Source organism: Burkholderia contaminans, from assembly GCF_029633825.1.
In the GTDB taxonomy this organism is placed as follows: Bacteria; Pseudomonadota; Gammaproteobacteria; order Burkholderiales; family Burkholderiaceae; genus Burkholderia; species Burkholderia contaminans.
Map to the genome: position 1 here is coordinate 725,649 of NZ_CP090642.1, position 16,917 is coordinate 742,565.

Genomic DNA, 16,917 nt, shown 5'->3' on the forward strand with positions numbered 1-16,917 from the left:
TCAGACCGCGAAGCGCGTCAGGTCGAGTGCGATCGGCGCGCTGTCGCGGCTGGGGTGCGGGCTCCCGGTCGGGCCGAGCGCATGCGCGAGGAAAGCCCGCGTGCGCGCGCTTTGCGGCGCGCGGAACAGTTGCGTGGCCGGCCCGTGCTCGACGATCACGCCCGCCTCGGTGAAGTAGACGACGTCGCTGATTTCCTCGGCGAACCGCATCTCGTGCGTGACGAGTACGCAGGTCATGCCGTCGCGCACGAGGTCGCGAATCACCGCCAGCACGTCGCCGACGGTTTCCGGATCGAGTGCGGACGTCACCTCGTCGAACAGGATCAGGTCGGGCTGCATCGCGAGCGCGCGGGCGATCGCGACGCGCTGCTGCTGGCCGCCCGACAGCTCGCCGGGGTACGCATGCGCCTTGTCGGCGAGGCGCACGCGTTCGAGCAGCGCGTGCGCGGTGCGCACCGCTTCGGCGCGATCGCGGCCGAGAATCCTGACCGGCGCGGCGACGAGGTTGTCGAGCACGCTCAGGTGCGGAAACAGGTTGTATTGCTGGAACACGAAGCCGACGCGCTTGCGCAGCGCGATTTCGTCGCGCTCGGATGCGAGCCGGTCGACGCGCGTGCCGTCGACGTCTATCAGGCCGCGCTGCGGCCGCAACAGCCCGGTGATGCAGCGCAGGATCGTCGATTTGCCGGAGCCGGACGGCCCGATGATCGACACGGCCTGGCCGCGGTGCACGTCGAGATCGATACCGCGCAGCACGGGCGTCGTGCCGTAGGACAGATGCACGTCGCGCAGGCGGACGAGCGGCTCGTCCGCGCCGCGCGGAGTTTCAGTGGAATGCATGACGTCGTTCGAGAAGGCGGGTGAAACGGGCGATCGGATAGCAGTACGCGAAAAACAGGCCGAGTACCGTGAAATAGACGACGACGGTGAAGTCGGCGCGCGCGACGGTGTTGCTCGCGACCTGCGCGGTGTCGAGCAGGTCGTGCACGCCGACGAGCGACGCGAGCGCGGTGGCCATCGTGATGCTCGCGTACAGGTTCATCCACGGCGGCAGCATGCGGCGCACGCATTGCGGCAGGATGATCCAGCGGAACACCTGCACGCGGCTGAACGCGAGCGAGCGCGCGGCGTCCCACTGCGCGTGCGGAATCGACTGGATCGCGCCGCGGAAGATTTCCGCGAAGTTCGCGCTCGCCGGCAGCGCGAGGCCGAGCGTCACCTTGAACCAGTCCGGAAACGGCAGCGACGCGTGGCCGAGCCTGATTTCGAACGGGAATACGTAGGTCGAGAAATAGATCAGCACGAGCAGCGGCGCGTTGCGGAACACCTGCACGTACGCACGCGCCGCAACGCGTGCGATGCCGAGCCGCGACAGCGTCAGCGGGCCGAGCACGAGGCCGGCGAGCGTGCCGAGCGCGATCGCCAGTGCGCTGATGCCGATGTTGATGAGCATCGCGTTGCCGAGCGCGGGCAGCCATGTGGCGAGCGCGACGAACGTCGGATGGTGCCGGCCGGCAACAGCCAGCGCGACGACGGCCAGCGCGGCCAGTATTGCCGCGACCGCGGGCCAGCGCAGGAGGCGCGCGGGCGAAGCGAGCGAGTCAATGGCCATAGCCGGGAATCCTCAAGCGGTGTTCGAGCCAGCGCCCCGCGAGGTTGACCGTGAACGTGAGCGCGCCGAAGAAGAGCAGGATCAGGATCATCAGCTCGAGCACGTTGTCGCGCTGCGTCCAGATCATGATCGACGCATAAGTGACGTCGCCCACCGCGATCGCCGACGCAACCGTCGTCATCTTCACGAGGTCGACGAGGTTGTTGACGAGTGCGGGCAGCGCGAAGCGCACCGCGAGCGGCAACTGCACGTACCAGAGCCGCTGGCGGCGGCTGTAGCCGAGCGACTGCGCGGCTTCGAGCGTCGCGCGCGGTACCGCTTCGAGGCCCGCACGCAGCGCTTCCGCATGGAACGCGCCCTTGTGCAGCGAGATCACGATCACGCTCCAGATGAACGGCGTCAGCGGATTGCCGCCCAGACCGCGCAGTGCGGCGCTGATCAGCATGTTGACGACGAGGAATGCGCAGAACAATTGCACGAGCGTCGGCGTGTTGCGGGTGAGCTCGACGAAGGCGCGCGCGGGGCGCGCCAGTGCCGCGCGCGGCGACACCAGCAGCGCGGCGAGCACGACGCCGCACGCGAGGCTGCCGAGCGCGGTCGCGACCGACAGTTCGAGCGTCACGCCCATCCCGTGCACGAACGACGCGCGTTCGTCGGGGGCGAGCACGAAGCCGTAGTCGAGGCCGAGCTTGCGGAGCGCATCGACGGCGGCGGCCGCCGTCATGTGCGTTGCGCCTTGAGCTTCGCGCGCAGGTCGAGCACGGCTTGCGATGGCGTCATGCCGTTCTTGCGCTCGACGTCGAGCAGCCAGCCGCTGCGATGCCAGTCCTGGACGATCCGGTCGAGCGCGTTCTGCGTATCGGTCTCGCCCTTGCGGACCCAAATGACCGACGGCGACGGAATCAGGTCGGTCGGCAGCGGCGTCGCATAGTCCTTCCAGTCCGGATTGTGGGCGACGAGCATGCGCAACGTCGGCGCGACGTGCACGGCGGCCACGCAATTGTTGCCGCGAAGCGCGAGCAGCGATTCGGGCTGGCCGCGGAACGCCTTCACCTGCGCACCGTATTCCGTCGCGAGCGGCTTCGTGTAGTTGCTGCCTTGCGACACGCAGACCGGCTTGCCGCGCACGTCGGCCCAGGTCTTGATGCCGCTGTCCTTGCGCGTGATCAGTGCGCCGCCGATGAATTCGAACGGCGTCGGCGCATACGACAGGATTTCCGCGCGCTCCGTCGTCAGCTCCATGTTGGCGATCAGCGCGTCGACCTTGCCCTGCTGCAGGAACTGCACGCGGTTCGACGGCTGCACGGGCGTCAGTTCCACGTCGACGCCGAGCCGTTTCGCCACGTCGTTCGCCAGATCGACGTTGAAGCCGACCGGTTTTTGCGTCGCGGGATCGAGCGAGCCGAACGGCGGGCCCGACAGGATCACGCCGATGGTGATCTTGTGACGTTGATGGATGCGATCGAGTGTGCTGTCCGCGCGAGCCACACCGGAAAAAGCCGAAAGAAGGGCGGCGACGAGCAACGCGTGGCCCGACGTAATGCGAAACGATCTGCTGAACATGGGAAAGAGAGACGTTGTTTGGGTGAAGCGGGGCGGCGCGTCGCGCGCCCGGTTGTCGGGAGCGTGTATTTTCGGGATGCGGAACGCATCCAAGAACCAAGAAATTCTCATACCGTTATCTGGTCCTCCGATTTACGCAGACGAACACGACGCTCGCACGACCGGAATGGCGATGTGGCGGAGGGGTTGCGGCCGCATCGGCGACGACGTTTTTTAAATTACCTTTTGATCTGGATTTCATATTTTTTATTCTTTTTAGGAATTTAATGGTTCTGTCATATTCCTGTCCGACGAATTCATCGGACGAGAAAAATGTCAAAGACCACCCTCATCGCGACGTTCGCGCGGGCCGGTGCGCCGTTGTACGAGCGCGCAACGACCGCGTTCATCGGCGTCCATGGCGCGGTCGTGCCGGCGAAGACGCGAGTCTTCGTGTGACGGGAGCCCGATCGATGCAGAACGTCCTGACCGCGCTGGTTCCGATTTTCGTGCTGATCCTGACGGGATTCCTGCTGCGGCAGCGCCGCCTGCTGCCGGACGAATTCTGGCTGCCATGTGAAACGCTGAACTACTACTACATGTTTCCCGCGCTGATGTTCGGCCAGGTCGCGAAAGCGAATCTGACGCAGTTTCCGGTCCGGCCGATCGCGGTCGCGCTCCTCGGCGCGGTGGCGGCAAGCGCGGCGCTGCTGTACGCGTGGCGCGCGTGGAGCCGGCAGCCCGGGACGGTGTTCTCGTCGGTGATCCAGGGCGCGCTGCGGCCCAATACGTATGTGGGCGTTGCCGCCGCGGCAGCGTTGTACGGCAGCGTCGGACTCACGCTCACGTCGATCAGCATAGCGGTCGCGATTCCGCTGCTGAACGTTGCGTCGATCGTCGTCCTGATGCAGCACGGCCGTGGTGGCGCGCCGTCGGCGCGGCAGATCGGCGGCGCGCTGCTGAGGAACCCGGTCATCATGTCGGTCGTGCTTGGCGCCGCGTTCAATCTCGGCGGGCTGCGTTTGCCGGGCGTGATGGCGAGCGTGCTGTCGATTCTCGGCGCGGCGTCGCTGCCGCTCGGCCTGCTCGCGGTGGGCGCGGGCCTCGACGTGAAGGCTGCGAAGGCGGCGCGCGGGCCGGTGTTCCAGTCGTCGGTCGTCAAGTTGCTGCTCGTGCCGCTGCTGACCTTCTGGATCGGTTTCAGCCTCGGTATCCGCGGCCCGGCGTTGACGACGATCGTCCTGTTCAATGCGTTGCCGTGCACGCCCTCCGCCTACATCATGGCGAAGCTGCTCGGCGGCGATCATCGTTTGTCTGCCGGCATCATTACCGTTCAGACGGCGTTCGCGGCCGTCACGATGCCGCTGGTGCTGCTCGTGTTGCACGGTTGAACCGGTTCGCGCCCGCGGCCGCGCCGGCGCGGCGCAATGAAAATGGCAAAGGCCGGTCGGGTCGCCCTGGCTGGCCTTTCTTGTCTGCGGCGCGCATTCGCATCGGATGCCGCGCGCGGTGCGCGACGCATACGGGATTCGATATCTGCGCGCGGCAGCGAAGCATCATACCAATCGGTATTTTGCGCGCGCCCGAGGTTGACTAAGATCAAGCCCTCGGGCGGACGCCCGTATCGCCAACCGGTCCGCCCACGCCTGAATCATGGACAACCGCACAGATTCCCCACCGCTCATTTCCCTGCCTGAGAGCGAGCACCGCCCACTCTCGGTGCGCGCGAAGGCGCTCGTGTTTGCCGATCCCGCGTCACGCGCCGTGCTGCGTTTCGTCGAGCAGATCGGGCCCAGCGCGGCGCCCGCGCTGATCCTCGGCGAGACGGGCACCGGCAAGGAGCTGGTCGCGCGCCATATCCACCACGTCAGCGGCCGCTCCGGCGCGTTCATCGCGGTCAACTGCGGTGCGATCAGCCAGCAGCTTGCGGAGAGCGAACTGTTCGGCCACGAGGCCGGCGCGTTCACGGGCGCGCACGGGCGCCGCGCAGGCTATTTCGAGGAAGCGCACGGCGGCACGATCTTTCTCGACGAGATCGGCGATCTCGCACTCCCGCTGCAGGCGAAGCTGCTGCGCGTGCTGCAGGAGGGCGAGGTAACCCGCGTCGGCGCGACGCGTGGGCGGCCGGTCGACGTGCGCGTCGTCGCGGCAACCAACGTCGATCTCGAGCAGGCCGTGCTGGCCGGCAATTTCCGGATGGACCTGTTCTACCGGATCAATCTCGCGCGCGTGCGCCTGCCGCCGCTGCGCGAGCGGCCGCAGGACATCCTGCCGCTCGCCGAGCATTTCCGCGGGCGCTATTGCGCGCAGCTGAGGCGGCCGCAGCCGATGCTGTCCGAGGGCACCGTCCAGGCGCTGCACGCGTATCCGTGGCCCGGCAATATCCGCGAGCTGGAAAACGTCATGCATCTGGCGCTGCTCGTGTCGAACGGCAACCTGATCCGGCCGGAGCACCTGAAGTTCTCGGAGGCACTCGCCGGCTATGCGCAAGCCGACGCCGCCGCGGCGACTCTGCCGCAGGACGACATCCGCGCGGGCGTGCGCCGCCTGTTTCGCGCGCCCGGCGAAAGCCTGTTGCGCGACATCGAGGAACTGGTCGTGTGCGAGGCGTTCGAGCACTGCCGGTTCAGCCAGGTGCGCACCGCGGCGCTGCTCGGCGTCACGCGCAATACGATGCGCACGTTGCTCGCGCGCTACGGGCTGCTGAACGAGCAGCGCCCGGAATCCGCGTTCGACAACTGACCGGCCGGCGTCCCGGTGGCCGGCATCCCGGTGACCGGCGGTCCGGCGTCCCGGCGGCCCGCGTCGCGGCCGGCGGGGTTTCGGTCGGTTACGGCAGACTCGCGCGTGCCAGGCGCGTGCGGACGCGCGGCAATACATCCTCGCCCACGCGTGCCGCTTCCTCGAGGTTCGGATAGGACGACAGCAGGAACGTCTCGATGCCGAGCGCGCGGTATTCGTGGATGCGCGCGGCGACCTGGTCGTAGCTGCCGACGATCGCAGTGCCCGCGCCGCCGCGAATCAGGCCGACGCCCGCCCACAGATTCGGATACACCTCCAGCTCGCGCAACGAGCGCAGCGCGCCGCGGCTCAACGCGGTCTGCCGTTGCTGGCCGACCGATTCGTAGGCGGCGAGCTTGCGCTGCGCGTCGACATAGGTCTGGTCGGAGATCTCGCTCAGCAATTCGTCTGCGCGCGCCCACGCGGCGCGTTCGGTCGCGCGGGCGATCACGTGCACGCGCAGCCCGAAGCGCAGCCGGCGGCCGTGCATCGCGGCCAGCGCGCGCAGCCGCGCGAGCCGCTCGCGCACGGCGTCGGGCGGCTCGCCCCACAGCAGGTAGGTATCGGCCTGGCTTGCGGCCACCTGCTCGGCGAGCGTCGACGCGCCGCCGAGATAGAGCGCGGGCGGGGTCGCGAGCGGCACGCCGGCGTGCGCGGGGCTCAGCATGTAGTAGCGGCCGGCGACGGAATGGCCGCCGCCTTGCCACAGACGCCGCAGTACCCGCAGGTATTCGGACGTGCGCTGGTAGCGCGCGTCGTGATCGAGAAAATCGCCGAGCGCGCGCTGCTCGTAAGCGCTCGAGCCGTTCACCGCGAACAGGCGCAGGCGCGCGCCGCTCATGTGCTGCAGCGTCGCGGCCCTGCGTGCGATCTGCTCGGGCTGCTCGAGTCCGGGCCGGAACGTGACGATCAACGCGATGCGGCGGGTCGCGCGCACGAGCTGCGCGCTGACGAGCCACGGATCCTCGAAGCCCGCAGCCATCGGCAGCAGCAGGCTGTCGAAGCCGGCGGCCTCGGCCGCGCGGGCGACGCCGCGCAGGTATTCGGGCGTCGCCGGCCGATAGTCCTGCATGAAGGTCGGCGGGCGCGGCAGGCCGCTGTTGGCCAGATGCGGCCCGTCGCCGTTGGTCGGCAGGAACCACGCGAAATCCACGCTCATGCATCCCCTCGCCGCCGGCTTGCGCGCTGCGCGACGCGCGCGCGGCGCGCAGCGTCGAACCGGATCGTGCGCCGAAGCGCGATGCCGGCCGGCGGCGGCGCGAGGCCGCGTGCGCGATAGGCATAGTTCGACGGCCGCCGCGAGCGGCGGCGCACTGGCGGGCACCAGCAGCCCGTCGCACCACGACGCGGCGAACGCGATCTCGTGCCGCTGCGCCACCGACCAGTAGACGGGCGGCCGCCGAGCGGCGAGATCCGGCAGGCGCGCGTGCTCGGCGCGGTAATAGGTGCCGCGATACTGCAGCGGCGACTCGGTCGCCCACAGCGCGCGCAGGATCGACAGGAACTCGGCACTGCGCGCCAGCCGCTGGTCGCGGTTCAGGTGCATCGCGCGGTCGGTCGAGTCGACGTCCGGCGCATCGGCTTCGAGTGCGAGCCAGGCGCGGCCGCGGCTCAGCGACTGCAGGCTCTGCGCGAGATGCGCGGCGGCGACGGGTAGCATCGCGCCGGCCTGCAGCGTCACCATCACGCGCAGCGACGGCAGCGCGTCGACGAGCGCCGAGGCCGCCATCCACGGATCGGGGCCGGTGCGCTGCACGGGCAGCAGGATCGCATCGCAGCCGGCCGACACGCCGGCCTCGGCGATCGCGACCCAGTCGGCAACCAGGTCGCGCCGCGTGGCGTGGCAGCCGGCGTCGCTACCGATGTCGTAGCCGGTATCGAGCCGCAGCAGCAGACGCGGCGCGCTCATGCAACGGGCTGCGCCGGCTGCCAGCCGAGCGCCGGCGCAATCGTTTCCGCGAGCGTGCGCAGCCGCGCCAGCGCGTCGTCGAGCGACGAGCTTTCCGATTGCACGACCGGCAGGAAATAGTCGGCGAACGGGAACAGCGCCGGGTCGCCGCGCAGGCTTTCGATCACGTCGTCCGGATGCCCGTAATGGACGTTCAGCAGCCGCACGATCTGCTCGGGCTCGGTCACGTCGGGATGGCCGCTCGCCGCGAGCCACGGAATGTGCCGCACGACATCGGGCGCCAGCGCGGCGAGTGCAGTGCGCCGGTCCCGCGCGGGAAACACCGCGCGCACCACGCCGATGCGGGGCCGCGCCGCGTCGGTGTGCGCACGGTCGCGCCATGCGTCGAGATACGCGTGCGCGAGCGGCAGCTGCACGGTGCGGGGATCGTGCACGGCGGTGCCGAGCAGCAGGCCGTTGCCGTGCCGCGCGGCGAACCGCGCGCCGTCGGGCGACGCGTGCGAATGCCACAGGCGCGCGCGCACGCCCGGCGCCGCGGGCTGCAGCACGAGCGGCGGCGTATCGGCGGGGCCGTGCGCGACCGGCTGGCCGGCGAGTGCGTCCTGCAGGCGTTCGAGCGCGGACGCAAAGCGCGCCTGGCGCGTATCGACGTCGAAGCCGAACGCGGCGAACGCGTCGAGGTTCGCGCCGCCGCTGCCGAGCCCGAGTTGCAGCCGGCCGCCGGCCAGCGTATCGAGTACCGCCGCATCCTCGGCGAGCCGCAGCGGATCCTCGAGCGACAGCGTGACGATGCCGGTACCGAGCTCGATACGACGGGTGCGTTGCGCGACCGCGGCCAGCAGCACAAGCGGCGACGGCAGCCGGCCGTACTCCGCGCGGAAATGATGCTGCGCGACGAAGCCGCCGTCGAAGCCGAGCTGTTCCGCGGCGACGAACAGCGTCTCGAGATCCGCGTAGACGCGGCGCGCGTCGCCGGTACCGTGCACGTGCGTGAGAAAGCCGAGCTTGAACGGCCGTCGGGCGGCCGGTGCGGGAGAGAGCGAATGGGTCATGTCGGGATCGGATCGGAGGTGAGCGACGCAGCTTCGGGCCCGGCGACGGCAGGCGTCCAGCCGAGCGCCGGTGCGATCGCTGCCGCGACGGTTTCGAGTCGCCGTAGCGCGTCGCGGTGCGAGGTGCTGGCGGTCTGCACCTGCACGACGAGTTCGGTCGTGCCGGGCAGCGCGGGATCGGCTTGCAAGGCCGACACGATGTCGGCGGTCGTGCCGCGCAGCACGCCGAAGCGGTCCAGCAGCACGGGTACGTCGGCCGCCGCAGGCGCCGGTACGTTGGCGGCCCGCGCGAGCCGCTCGGCGTAACGCAGGATGTCGGGGCCGAGTGCGGTTTCGACGCTCGCCGCATCGTCGCCGGGCACGACCGCCCGAACGAGCGCGACGCGCGGGGCGCCGGGATGCGTCCACGCGCCGCGATAGCGCGCGACGAGCGCCGCTTCGCCGTCCTGATCCGGGCGCGTGCGCGCGACGATCAGCCCGTGGCCGTTGCGTGCGACCGCCTCGGCATCGCCGGTCGCTTGCCACAAACGCGCGGCCAGCGTGCGCGCATCCGGCTGCAGCGTCACGCCGGCCGGGCCGAGCGGCGCGCCGTCAAGCGCGCGCCGCAACGACGCGAGCGCGTCGGCCTGCAGCGCCGCGCGCGCAGCGAAATCGCGACCGAACGCGGCGAACACGTCCGGCTCGAAGCCGGCGCCGACGCCGAGCTGCAGGCGGCCGTCGGCCAACGCGTCGAGCACGGCCGCATCCTCGGCGACGCGCAGCACCGATTCGAGCGGCAGCACGATCACGCCGGTGCCGAGCGCGATGCGCCGCGTACGGCGCGCGGCGGCGGCGAGCAGCACGAGCGGCGACGGCAGGCGGCCCGTTTCGCTGCCGAAATGGTGCTGGGCGACCCACGCGCTATCGAAGCCGAGCGCTTCCGCCGTGTCGATCAGCGCGAGCGTGTCGTGCAGCACGCGCGGTGACGCGTCGGGCGCGTATACGCGCGTGAGCACGCCGAGGCGAAACGGGCGTGTCATGCGGCGCCTCCGCCGACGGGCGCGACCGTATCGCCGCGTAGCGACGACGGGCGACGGAAGAAGGGCGGCCGCGGCAGCCCGAGCTGATCGCGCAGCGTCGGGCCTTCGTACTCGGTGCGGAACAGCCCGCGGCGCTGCAGTTCGGGCACGACGAGATCGACGAAATCGTCGAGGCCGCCGGGTACCCATGCGAATGCGACGTTGAACCCGTCGGCGCCGTACGAGTGGAACCATTCCTCGAAGCGATCGGCGATGGTCTTCGGCGTGCCGGTCACGACACCCGCGCTGGCAAAGCGCTCGTAAAGCTGGCGGATCGTCAGGTTCTCGCGGCGCGCGAGATCGACGATCAGTTGCTGGCGGCTCTTGCTGCGATTGCTCGGCGGCAGCTCGGGCAGCGGGCCGTCGAGCGGATAGCCGGACAGGTCGAAATCGCCCGCGTTGTCGGCGAGCAGCCGCAGCCCGAGCACCGGGTCGATCAGGTCCTGCAGCGCGCGCAGCTTGTCGCGCGCGTCGGCCTCGGTCGCGCCGACGATCGGCATCACGCCGGGCAGGATCTTCAGGTGCTCCGGGCGGCGACCGTATTGCGCGAGGCGGCCCTTGACGTCCGCATAGAACGCCTGCGCGTCGTCGAGCCGGTGCTGCGCGGTGAAGATCACTTCCGCGCAGCGCGCCGCGAGTTCGCGGCCCGCTTCCGACGAGCCGGCCTGTACGAGCACCGGATGCCCCTGCGGCGTGCGCGCGACGTTCAGCGGGCCGCGCACGCTGAAGTGCGGCCCGTGATGATCGAGCACGTGCAGCTTGCGATGATTGAAATGCAGGCCGGCCGCCTTGTCCTCGATGAACGCGTCGTCTTCCCAGCTGTCCCAGAGCCCGGCCACGACGCGCTGGAACTCGTCGGCGCGCGCGTAGCGATCGGCGTGCGCGAGGTGCGGCGTCGCGCCGAAGTTCGCCGCTTCGTCGGGCACCACCGACGTGACGAGGTTCCACCCGGCGCGCCCGCCGCTCAGATGATCGAGCGACGCGAACTTGCGGGCGATGTGGTACGGCGCGTTGTAGGTCGTCGTCGCGGTCGCGATCAGCCCGATGCGATGCGTGACGGCCGCGAGCGCGGCGAGCAGCGTGAGCGGCTCGAAGGTGTCGGCGCGCGCACTGCGGCGCAGCGAATCGATGTGGCTGCCCTGCGTGGCGACCACGTCCGCGACGAACAGCGCATCGAGCTTGCCGCGCTCGGCCGTCTGCGCCATCCGGCGGAAATGCGCGAAGTCGCGGTTGCCGTTCGGCTGCGCGAGCGGATGGCGCCAGCCGACCACGTGGCTGCCGCCGCCGTTCAGCATCGCGTTGAGTTTCAGGGTGTCGGTGCGGCGCGTCATTCGGATGGAGCCCTCAATACGTGTAGGTCACGCGCACGCCGACGGTGCGCGGCTCGCCGGCCGCGGCGACGTTGGTGCCGGGCAGGAAGAAGTTCTTCGTCAGGTCGTACTGGCGGTTGAACAGGTTGCGCGCCCACAGCGCGACGTCCCAGTGCCGGTCGGGCGACGTGACGGTCAGGCTCGCATTGACGAGCCAGTAGCTGTCGACCGTGTAGTTCGGGCCGAGCAGCAGCAATTGCGAATACGCGTCGCGGTAGCTGTAGTTGGTCTCCGCGCGCAGCCGGTAGCCGCCGGCGAGCCAGCTGTACGCGACTTGTCCGCCGTAGCTCAGGCGCGGGAAGCTGAGCGCGCTGCCGTTGTAGTCGGTGAACACGTTGTGGCCGCTGGCCGCCGACGCCTGCGTGTTGTACGTGACGAACGGCGACGTGTACTTGCCGCTCTTGTAGCCGACGTACTGCGAGATCTCCAGCCCGCGCACCGGCTGCCATTTCAGGTCGGTCTCGAAGCCGTCGATGCGCGATTTCGGCGCGTTGACGAACGTGCCGATCAGCGATTGCGAGTTCGGGTCGAAGGTGGCCGACAGCACCTGCTGGTCGCGATAGTCGTAATGGAACGCCGACGCGTTCCAGCGCAGGGTACGCGTGAGGTCGGCCTTGAAGCCCACTTCGTATGCGGTCAGCGATTCCGGCTTGAACGGCGCGAGCGCATTCGAATTGCCGGTGTTGTGCGCGGTGAAGCCGCCCGACTTGTAGCCGCGGCTGACGGTCGCGTAAAGCATGGTCGCCGGTGCGAGATCGAATTCGAGGCCGACCTTGCCCGACGTGCCGTTCGACGTCAGCGACTGGTTCGCGTCGCCGCCCTGGAAGCCCGCGAACGGCACGAACGACGGCGTCAGCATGCCCGACGCGAAGCCGCGCAGTTCACGCTTCTCGTGTTCCTGGCGCACGCCGACGATGCCGCGCAGGCGTTTCGTGATGTCGTAGGTCGCCTGGCCGTAGACGCCGAGCGTATCGACCGACTGCCGGTAGCGCGTGAGCGCGATGAAGCCGAGCCGGTCGCTGAAGTCGGAATAGAACTTCTCGTCGAGGTCGTCGTGCGAGTAGAACAGGCCGGTGACCCAGCGCAATCGCGTATCGCCGCGTGACGACGCGCGCAGCTCCTGCGTGACTTCGTTGACGGTGTCGTCGAAGTATTCGTCGGAGTCGTGGTATCGCGTCGCGTCCCAGTCCGAATATTCGCGGCGGTGCAGGTAGTTGTACGCGGTGATGCTCTTCAGTTCGACCGGGCCGAGGTTCCACGTCGCGGTCAGGTCGACGCCGCCGTTCACGTTGTTGCGCCCCGGCTTCGCGTCGGTCGACAGGCCCGTCACGCGCGAAAACGCGGGGCTTACGCCCCAGCCCGTCTTCGTGTGGTCGGCGTCGGCCGGGATCACCTCGCCGGTCTTGGCCGACGTGTAAGGCGTAAACAGGTAGAGCCCCGTGTTGTCGGACTTGTCGAAGCCGCCATGCGCGCCGAAGTGCAGCTTGAAATCGCGGGCGACGTCCCAGTCGAGCTGCGCGCGCGCGGCGGCGCTGTCGTGGTTGCCGAGCGTCTGGTTGGTCGCGCGGTTGTTCTGCCATGCGCCGAAGTCCTGCGTCGTGAACGCGAAGCGGCCGCGCACGCGGTCGCTCAGCGGCCCGGACACGTAGCCTTCGGTCGTCAGCAGGTTGTGCGTGCCGTATTCGACGCTCGCGCCGGCTTCGAAATCGCGGGTCGGCTGGTTCGTGATGAAGTTCACCGTGCCGCCCGTCGTGTTGCGGCCGTACAGCGTGCCCTGCGGGCCGCGCAACACTTCGACGCGCGCAATGTCGAACAGTTGCCCCTGGGTCTGGATCGGCAGCGCGTACGCGACGTCGTCGACGTTGATGCCGACCGTCGATGCGTTGTTCGACGTGTAGTCGGTGAAGCCGATGCCGCGAATCCGGAACTGCGGCTGGCCGCCGCCGAACGCCGGCTCGACTTCGACGCTCGCGGTCGCGTGCTGCAGGTCGTTGACGGTCTCGACGTTCAGCGTCTTCAGATCGCTGCCCGATAGCACCGACATCGACGTGCCGACGCGCTGCGCGGATTGCTGCCGCCGCTGCGCGGTGACGATCACGTCCTTGAGCTGGGCCTCGGCGACCGGCGCGCTGCCGGTCGCAGGCGTCGTGCCGGAGGCCGCCGCCGCCGGGCTGGTCGATGCAGCCGATGCAGCGGGTGCCGCCGGTGTGATCGGTGCGGCCGCCGCCGACGACGCGGCGATCGGCGCCGCGGTCACGGCCGGCTGCTGCTGCGCATGCAGCGCCGGCGAGGCGGCCAGCAGTGCCGATGCGCCGAGGGAGGCGCTCAACATCGTGTATTTCATCCGTATATCCCCAAATCGAAGCGTTGTTATGCGTGTGGTCCGGCGCGGTGCCGCGCATCGGATCGATGGCGGCGCGGTTCGGCAGTGCGTGAGCGGGGCTTCGCAACAGGCGTGCCAATGGGCGCTCGAGCACGCCCCGCAAAGGCCTGGCGCTTAAAGCACCGCCTCGGCAACACGGCGCGCGCACATGCGTTCCAGTCGTTTTGCTGGATTTCCAGCAGCGCCGCCGCGCGGCCCACGGCGTGCTGCATTTGCGGCATCTCGCTGGAAATCCAGCGCGCCGCATGCGGTGCGATCGCCGCACAGGCCGACAGGACGGCATTGGCACGGTGCTTGCTGTCGACGGAAGCCATGCACCCGTCCACGAGGATCTTCATGAACGCTTTCACGTCCGCCGACACGCCGGCCCGCGCGTCGTCCCCGCTGTCCTCCCGTCCGCCCGCGAGCCGCATCGCCGACGACGCGCATGCGCTTGAAACCGCGCGCCGGCTCGCCGGCGAACTGGCGCGCGACGCGGCGTTGCGCGACCGTGAGCGGCGCCTGCCGTTCGAGGAGCTCGACCTGTTCTCGGGCAGCGGGTTGTGGGGCATCACGGTGCCGCGCGCGTTCGGCGGCGCGGACGTGTCGCTCGCGACGCTCGGCGAAGTCGTGCGGACCATCGCGCAGGCGGACCCGTCGATCGGCCAGTTGCCGAAGAATCACTTCCACGCGCTCGACGTGATCCGGCTGACGGGCGACGACGCGCAGCGCCGCAAGTTCTTCGGCCTCGTGCTCGACGGCGCGCGGATCGGCCATGCGGCGTCCGAGCGCGGGACGAAGAACGCGCTCGAGATCGGCACGCGGCTGTCGCGGCGCGGCGGCCGGCTCGTGCTCGACGGCCAGAAGTTCTATTCGACGGGTGCGCTGTTCGCCGACTGGATCGCGGTGCTCGCGATCGACGACGACGGCCGCTACGTGCAGGCGCTGGTCGAGCGCGACCGGCCGGGGCTCGACATCGTCGACGACTGGAGCGGCTTCGGGCAGCGCACGACGGCGAGCGGCACGCTGACGTTGTCGGGCGTGGAGGTCGACGAGCAGGACGTGGTGTCGATCCAGGCCGCGTTCGAGCGCCCGACGCTCGCGGGCCCGGTGTCGCAGTACCTGCACGCGAACATCGACGTCGGCATCGCGCGCGCGGCGCTGGCCGACACGCTCGACTTCGTGCGCACGCGCAGCCGGCCGTGGGCGGACAGCGGGATCGCGCGCGCGTCCGACGATCCGTACGTGATCCGCGACGTCGCGGACGTGCAGGTTCGCCTGCTCGCGACCGAAGCGCTGCTCGATCGCGCGGCTGCGGCGCTCGACGCGTTGCCGGCCGAACTCGACGACGCGCAGGTCGCGCATGCATCGGTGCAGGTCGCGGCCGCGAAGGTGCTCAGCACCGAGGTCGCGATTCTCGCGACCAACAAGCTGTTCGAACTGTCGGGCACGCGCTCGGTGCTGAGCGAATACAACCTCGACCGTCACTGGCGCAATGCACGCACGCATACGTTGCACGACCCGGTGCGCTGGAAATACCACGCGATCGGCAACTACGTGCTCAACCACGTCAACCCGCCGCGCCACGGCTACCTGTGATGACCGGCACGCTTACCACTCCATCGCCGTTCGCGCCGACGGACCCGGCGCGGCGCCGTTATGCGCTCGCCGCCGCGTGGGCCGCGGCCGGGCTCGGCGGCGCAGCGCGGGTGTTCGCGGCGGACGCCGCAGGGGCGCCGGTGCGCGGCGGCACGCTGTCGCTGTTCGCGCAGCCGGAGCCGCCGTCGCTCGTCAACGCGCTGACGCCGCATGTCGCATCGCAATACGTCGGCGGCAAGATCTTCCAGGGGCTGCTCGGCTTCGACCCGCAACTGCGTGCGGTGCCGGTGCTCGCGCGCAGCTGGCGTGTGTCGGCCGACGCGCTGACGTACACGTTCGACCTGCAACCGGGCGTGCGCTGGCATGACGGGCAGCCGTTCGGCGCGCAGGACGTGGTCGTCACGCTGAAGGAAATCGCGCCGCAGGCGCTGCCGCGCACGAAGGTGACGTTCGACAAATACGTCGCGTCGATCGATGCGAGCGGCCCGCTGCAGGTGACGATCCGCCTGAAGAAGCCGTACGCGGGGCTGATCAACCTGCTCGGCAGCGGGCTGCTGCCGATCCTGCCGGCGCACCTGTACCAGGGCAAGGACCCGCGCGGCAATCCCGCGAACCAGCATCCGGTCGGCACCGGCCCGTTCGTGTTCCGCGAATGGAAGCGCGGCGCGTACATCCGTGTCGCGCGCAACCCGGATTACTGGAAGAAGGGGCTGCCGTATCTCGACGGGATCGTGTTCAACGTCGTACCCGACGCGGCCGCGCGCTCGATCGCGTTCGAGCGCGGGCAGATCCATGCGCTGCGTGCGGGCGACGTCGACTACGCGGACATCGCTCGGCTCGCGAAGCTGCCGGGTGTCGCGATCACGACGCAGGGCTGGGAACTGTTCACCGGCATGGCCTTTCTCGAACTGAACCAGCGCAAGCCGCCGTTCGACAACGTGCTTGTACGCCAGGCGGTGCTGCACGCGCTCGATCGCCAGTTCATCGTCGACCGGATCTTCTTCGGCTACGGCAAGGTCGCGAACGGGCCGTTCGTGTCGTCGTCGCCGTTCTACGATCCGAACGTGCCGCGTTTCGCGTACGACCCGGAGCGGGCGCGGGCACTGATCCGGCAGTCGGGCGTCGACGTCGGCAAGTTTCCGCTCGTGCTGATCAATGGCGAGAAGGGCGGCGCGTGGGAGCGGGTGGCTGAATACACGCAGCAGGCGCTCGGCCAGGCCGGCTTCCGGCTGCGCGTGCAGACGACCGACGCAGCCGGCTGGTATGCGCGCGTCGCGAACTGGGATTTCGACCTGAGCTACAACTTCCTGTTCCAGAACGCGGACCCGGATTTCGGCGTCGCGCCGCTGTACCGGATCGACGGCATCTCGAAGGGCTCGCCGTTCGGCAACGTCGCGGGCTATCGCAATCCGCAGGCCGACGCGCTGTGGGACGCGGCCGCGCTGGACACCGATCCGGCCGCGCGCCGCGCGCGCTACGCGCAGATCCAGACCACGCTCGCGAACGACGCGGCGATCGCGAACATCTTCGAGATGGTGAACCCGACGGTGTACCGGCGCAACGTCCACAACCTGCTGCGCACGGCCACCAGCGTGAACGACAGCCTCGAGGACACGTGGATCGGATGACGCG

At 69.5% G+C, this 16,917-nt stretch carries 15 protein-coding genes; 5 read left to right on the forward strand and 10 right to left on the reverse strand.

Features of this window, described 5'->3' with window-relative positions:
* From LXE91_RS35405 to LXE91_RS35420, 4 genes are read right to left on the reverse strand one after another with little or no spacing between them, the layout of a single operon-like run.
* Window positions 1-840: an amino acid ABC transporter ATP-binding protein gene (locus tag LXE91_RS35405; RefSeq protein ID WP_039371858.1), complete on the reverse strand. Its 840-nt coding sequence runs from the start codon at window positions 838-840 to the stop codon at window positions 1-3.
* Window positions 827-1,612 carry an amino acid ABC transporter permease gene (locus tag LXE91_RS35410; RefSeq protein WP_039371854.1) on the reverse strand — a complete coding sequence of 262 codons (786 nt, stop codon included), beginning with the start codon at window positions 1,610-1,612 and terminating at the stop codon, window positions 827-829. Before LXE91_RS35410 ends, LXE91_RS35405 begins: the two co-directional genes overlap by 14 nt.
* Window positions 1,602-2,336 carry an amino acid ABC transporter permease gene (locus tag LXE91_RS35415; RefSeq protein ID WP_039371851.1) on the reverse strand — a complete coding sequence of 245 codons (735 nt, stop codon included), beginning with the start codon at window positions 2,334-2,336 and terminating at the stop codon, window positions 1,602-1,604. Before LXE91_RS35415 ends, LXE91_RS35410 begins: the two co-directional genes overlap by 11 nt.
* Window positions 2,333-3,286: a transporter substrate-binding domain-containing protein gene (locus LXE91_RS35420; protein ID WP_172625609.1), complete on the reverse strand. Its 954-nt coding sequence runs from the start codon at window positions 3,284-3,286 to the stop codon at window positions 2,333-2,335. Before LXE91_RS35420 ends, LXE91_RS35415 begins: the two co-directional genes overlap by 4 nt.
* 201 nt (window positions 3,287-3,487) lie before the next feature.
* Between LXE91_RS35420 and LXE91_RS35425 the strand changes: the two genes are divergently transcribed.
* The 3 genes from LXE91_RS35425 to LXE91_RS35435 all read left to right on the forward strand — a co-directional run bounded on the left by LXE91_RS35425 (window position 3,488) and on the right by LXE91_RS35435 (window position 5,896).
* Window positions 3,488-3,613 (forward strand): hypothetical protein, encoded by a 126-nt coding sequence (locus LXE91_RS35425; protein ID WP_256093542.1) that lies wholly within the window; start codon window positions 3,488-3,490, stop codon window positions 3,611-3,613.
* Window positions 3,614-3,627: 14 nt separating this feature from the next.
* The gene (locus tag LXE91_RS35430) at window positions 3,628-4,545 is read left to right on the forward strand and encodes an AEC family transporter (protein WP_039371844.1); all 918 of its coding nucleotides are present in this window, start codon (window positions 3,628-3,630) and stop codon (window positions 4,543-4,545) included.
* Between the two features lie 262 nt (window positions 4,546-4,807).
* Window positions 4,808-5,896 carry a sigma-54 interaction domain-containing protein gene (locus tag LXE91_RS35435; protein WP_039371841.1) on the forward strand — a complete coding sequence of 363 codons (1,089 nt, stop codon included), beginning with the start codon at window positions 4,808-4,810 and terminating at the stop codon, window positions 5,894-5,896.
* A gap of 88 nt (window positions 5,897-5,984) precedes the next feature.
* Here the strand turns inward: LXE91_RS35435 and LXE91_RS35440 are convergent, their stop codons facing one another.
* The 6 genes from LXE91_RS35440 to LXE91_RS35465 are packed head-to-tail and all read right to left on the reverse strand — an operon-like array spanning window position 5,985 to window position 14,045.
* Window positions 5,985-7,844 (reverse strand): LLM class flavin-dependent oxidoreductase, encoded by a 1,860-nt coding sequence (locus LXE91_RS35440; protein WP_278068186.1) that lies wholly within the window; start codon window positions 7,842-7,844, stop codon window positions 5,985-5,987.
* Window positions 7,841-8,896, reverse strand: coding sequence for an LLM class flavin-dependent oxidoreductase (locus LXE91_RS35445; RefSeq protein WP_046197104.1), 1,056 nt, complete (start codon window positions 8,894-8,896; stop codon window positions 7,841-7,843). Before LXE91_RS35445 ends, LXE91_RS35440 begins: the two co-directional genes overlap by 4 nt.
* Window positions 8,893-9,915: an LLM class flavin-dependent oxidoreductase gene (locus LXE91_RS35450; RefSeq protein ID WP_039371834.1), complete on the reverse strand. Its 1,023-nt coding sequence runs from the start codon at window positions 9,913-9,915 to the stop codon at window positions 8,893-8,895. The genes LXE91_RS35445 and LXE91_RS35450 overlap by 4 nt, the downstream gene beginning before the upstream one ends.
* Window positions 9,912-11,285, reverse strand: a complete 1,374-nt coding sequence (locus LXE91_RS35455; RefSeq protein ID WP_039371831.1) for an LLM class flavin-dependent oxidoreductase — start codon at window positions 11,283-11,285, stop codon at window positions 9,912-9,914. The genes LXE91_RS35450 and LXE91_RS35455 overlap by 4 nt, the downstream gene beginning before the upstream one ends.
* Window positions 11,286-11,298: 13 nt before the next feature.
* Entirely contained in the window at window positions 11,299-13,656 is a 2,358-nt protein-coding gene (locus LXE91_RS35460; protein ID WP_082139496.1) for a TonB-dependent receptor, read from the reverse strand.
* A 38-nt stretch (window positions 13,657-13,694) separates the two neighbouring features.
* Complete coding sequence (locus LXE91_RS35465) at window positions 13,695-14,045, reverse strand: hypothetical protein (RefSeq protein ID WP_135370812.1); 351 nt, start codon at window positions 14,043-14,045, stop codon at window positions 13,695-13,697.
* On the opposite strand from LXE91_RS35465, the gene LXE91_RS35470 reads away from it, so the two are divergent.
* Both LXE91_RS35470 and LXE91_RS35475 read left to right on the forward strand, forming a co-directional pair.
* On the forward strand, window positions 14,044-15,285 hold the full coding sequence (locus LXE91_RS35470) for an SfnB family sulfur acquisition oxidoreductase (RefSeq protein ID WP_039371825.1): 1,242 nt from the start codon (window positions 14,044-14,046) through the stop codon (window positions 15,283-15,285). The two genes, LXE91_RS35465 and LXE91_RS35470, sit on opposite strands and share 2 nt — an antisense overlap.
* Window positions 15,285-16,913, forward strand: a complete 1,629-nt coding sequence (locus LXE91_RS35475) for an ABC transporter substrate-binding protein (RefSeq protein WP_223274278.1) — start codon at window positions 15,285-15,287, stop codon at window positions 16,911-16,913. Before LXE91_RS35470 ends, LXE91_RS35475 begins: the two co-directional genes overlap by 1 nt.
* Window positions 16,914-16,917: the final 4 nt, after the last annotated feature.